At 63.5% G+C, this 2,617-nt stretch carries 5 protein-coding genes; 4 read left to right on the top strand and 1 reads right to left on the bottom strand.

Annotated elements, in window-relative coordinates:
• The 4 genes from WA157_RS10695 to WA157_RS10680 all read left to right on the top strand — a co-directional run.
• A partial coding sequence (locus WA157_RS10695; protein WP_422620939.1) for a nitroreductase family protein occupies positions 1 to 607 on the top strand: 607 nt, incomplete at its 5' end.
• A gap of 11 nt (positions 608 to 618) precedes the next feature.
• Positions 619 to 1,047 carry an ArsC/Spx/MgsR family protein gene (locus WA157_RS10690; RefSeq protein ID WP_422620938.1) on the top strand — a complete coding sequence of 143 codons (429 nt, stop codon included), beginning with the start codon at positions 619 to 621 and terminating at the stop codon, positions 1,045 to 1,047.
• Between the two features lie 17 nt (positions 1,048 to 1,064).
• Entirely contained in the window at positions 1,065 to 1,316 is a 252-nt protein-coding gene (locus WA157_RS10685) for an FmdB family zinc ribbon protein (protein ID WP_422620937.1), read from the top strand.
• Positions 1,316 to 1,753: an Ohr family peroxiredoxin gene (locus tag WA157_RS10680; RefSeq protein WP_422620936.1), complete on the top strand. Its 438-nt coding sequence runs from the start codon at positions 1,316 to 1,318 to the stop codon at positions 1,751 to 1,753. Before WA157_RS10685 ends, WA157_RS10680 begins: the two co-directional genes overlap by 1 nt.
• 216 nt (positions 1,754 to 1,969) lie before the next feature.
• Here the strand turns inward: WA157_RS10680 and WA157_RS10675 are convergent.
• Positions 1,970 to 2,617, bottom strand: a 648-nt coding sequence (locus WA157_RS10675) for an IS3 family transposase (protein ID WP_422620935.1), incomplete at its 5' end; no start/stop codon positions are given.

Genomic DNA, 2,617 nt, shown 5'->3' with positions numbered 1-2,617 from the left:
GCTCTGGCCGCTGCTGCGCGCGCTGCACCCGGCGCGCCTGCCGTTTGACGCCGGGCCAGCTCAGCCGCGCGTGCATGTGCTGCTGTTCGCCCACCGGGTCGATGGTCTGGCCCCAGGTGCCTACCTGCTGCCGCGCAGCGACGCCGGACGTGAATTGCTGCGCCGCAGCCTGCCGGCCACGCTGGACCTGAGCCCCGTGCCCGACGCCCCGGACGACGCACCGCTGCTGCGCCTGGCCGAGAACCCGGCGCTGGCCGGCACCTTGCGCACCCTGAACTGCCACCAAGCCCTGGGTTCGGACGCCATCCTGGGGTTCGCGCTGCTGGCCGAGTTCAACCCGCTGCCGGACGCGGCCGCCTACCGCCAGCGGTTGCAGGAAGCCGGTCTGATCGGCCAGGCGCTGTACCTGGAAGCCGAAGCCATGAACCTGCGCGGCACCGGAATCGGCTGCTTCTTTGACGATGCGCTGCACCAGTTGATCGGACTTCCCGAGTTCGCGGCCAGCGCGCCGCTGCAGTCCGTTTACCACTTCACCGTGGGCGTGCCCCTGAGCGATGCGCGCATCGTCACCGAGCCGCCCTATGCCCACTTATCAACCGCTGATTGAAAGGTCGCACCATGACCCACCTTGTTTTTTTTGAAAAACCCGGCTGTGGCGGCAACGCCCGCCAGCGTAGCGCGCTGATGGCCGCTGGTCACACGCTGGAGCGGCGCAACCTGTTGACCGCTCACTGGACGGCTGACAGCCTGCTGGCTTTTTTCGCGCCTCTGCCGGTGCCCGACTGGTTTAACCGCGCCGCACCGCGCGTGAAGAGCGGCGAGATTCAGCCCGAATCACTGAGCGCCGAAGCCGCGCTGACGCTGCTGCTCAACGAGCCGCTGTTGATTCGTCGCCCCCTGATGCAACGCAGCGACAACGACAGCCGCCACGTTGGCTTTGACACGGCCGTCGTCGATGCTTGGGTTGGCCTTGGCACGAACCCTGCGTCTGCCTCCGCAGGAGAAGGTTGCGCTTCTCCCACCGAGCGTTGTGCCGCCCCCGTTTGAATCCCCAGGAGATCACCATGCCGATTTACGACTACAACTGCCGGGCCTGCGGCCACCCGTTTGAAGCGCTGGTGCGCGCTGGTGATAGCCCCGCCTGCCCTCAGTGCGGCAGCACGGCACTGGACAAGTGCCTCTCACGCATTGCCCCGGCCGGCAAGATCGAAGCCATCCGCATGGCCCACCGCCGCGTCGCCGCCGCTCAAGGCCACCTCGATCATTACAGCCCCTCCGACAAGGCCAAGCTGCTCCAGGGAAAGAAGAACATCTGATGGACCTCGTTTATAGAACCACCATGCTGACCCAGGGCGGTCGCGCCGGCCAGATCCAAACCGAAGATGGCAGCTTTAAGCTCAAGCTCGCCGTGCCCAAGGAGATGGGCGGCAGCGGCGAGGGGCCGAACCCCGAGCAATTGTTCGCGGGTGCCTTTGCGGCCTGTTTCGAACACTCCATTCGCCACATTGCCAAAACCGACAAACTGCCGCTGCGCGGCTGCTACATCGAAGCCGCGCTGTCGATGTACGTGAATTTTGAGGGGGCTTACCGCATGGCGCTGAGCCTGACGGCCTTCATGGCCGGTCCGCTGGACCAGGTCACCGCTGACAGCCTGATGGAGCGCGCCAAGGGTATCTGCCCCTATGCCGACGCGACCAAAACCAACATGAGCCTGAAGCTCAAGGCGGTGCTGGACACGCCGGTGACAGCATGAGCGCCGCTTCAGGCTGTTTCGTTGACTGGGCCACGATCGAACGCGCCGGGATCAAGGGCCCGCTGGTGCCGGGCAGCCACCCTTGGGGAGCGGAGGGCTGAGTTGAAGATTCTGACCTGATGGATAGACTGCAGCCACTTTCTCACCTATTCAATTAGTTCATGATCTGCGTCACTGGCCGCAAGTTGTCTCGCTGAGTCGAGAAGCTTGTCCTGGTCAAGTTTTTTCGTACAGACCGATAGGTTGTTTGATTGCCGATTTCTGCTCGAAAGCATTGGGTGGCAAGTTGCCCAATGTGGAGTGCAACCGCTGGCTGTTGTAGAAGCTGACGATGTAGTCCGCAATGTCGTTCCTGGCTTCGGTATGGTTGGCGTAATCCTGCTGCCAAACGCGCTCCATCTTCAAATTCAGGAAGAATCGCTCCATTACCGCGTTGTCCCAGCAGTTGCCCTTGCGGCTCATGCTGCCGACCAAACCATGCTTGCTCAGCAGTGCCTGGTGTGCAGCGCTGGCATACTGGCTACCGCGGTCCGAATGCACGATCAATCCTGGCGCCGGTTGGCGCTGCGCGATGGCCAGTTGCAGTGCCCGGCACACCAGCGTGGCCTGCATGTCCGGTGCCATCGCCCAGCCCACGACCTTGCGTGCAAACAAGTCCAGCACCACTGCCAGATACAGCCAGCCGCTGCGCGTTCGGATGTAGGTGATGTCGGCCACCCAGGCCTGGTTGGGCCGCGTCGGGTTGAACTGCCGGTTCAACACATTGGGTGAAATCGGCAGCGCATGCCGGCTGTCGGTTGTGTGCACGAATTTGCGCTTCCATACCGAGCGCAGTCCGTGTTTGCGCATCAGACGGCGCAGGCG

The sequence above is a fragment of the Rhodoferax ferrireducens genome (assembly GCF_049302455.1).
GTDB classification, from domain to species: domain Bacteria; phylum Pseudomonadota; class Gammaproteobacteria; order Burkholderiales; family Burkholderiaceae_C; genus Rhodoferax; species Rhodoferax ferrireducens_B.
This window is presented reverse-complemented; position numbering and strand designations above follow the sequence as displayed.

Excerpts from the sequence above, each read along its gene's own strand:
- WA157_RS10690 (WP_422620938.1), top strand. The coding sequence starts at position 619 with ATGACCCACCTTGTTTTTTTTGAAAAACCCGGCTGTGGCGGCAACGCC.
- WA157_RS10685 (WP_422620937.1), top strand. The coding sequence starts at position 1,065 with ATGCCGATTTACGACTACAACTGCCGGGCCTGCGGCCACCCGTTTGAA.
- WA157_RS10680 (WP_422620936.1), top strand. The coding sequence starts at position 1,316 with ATGGACCTCGTTTATAGAACCACCATGCTGACCCAGGGCGGTCGCGCC.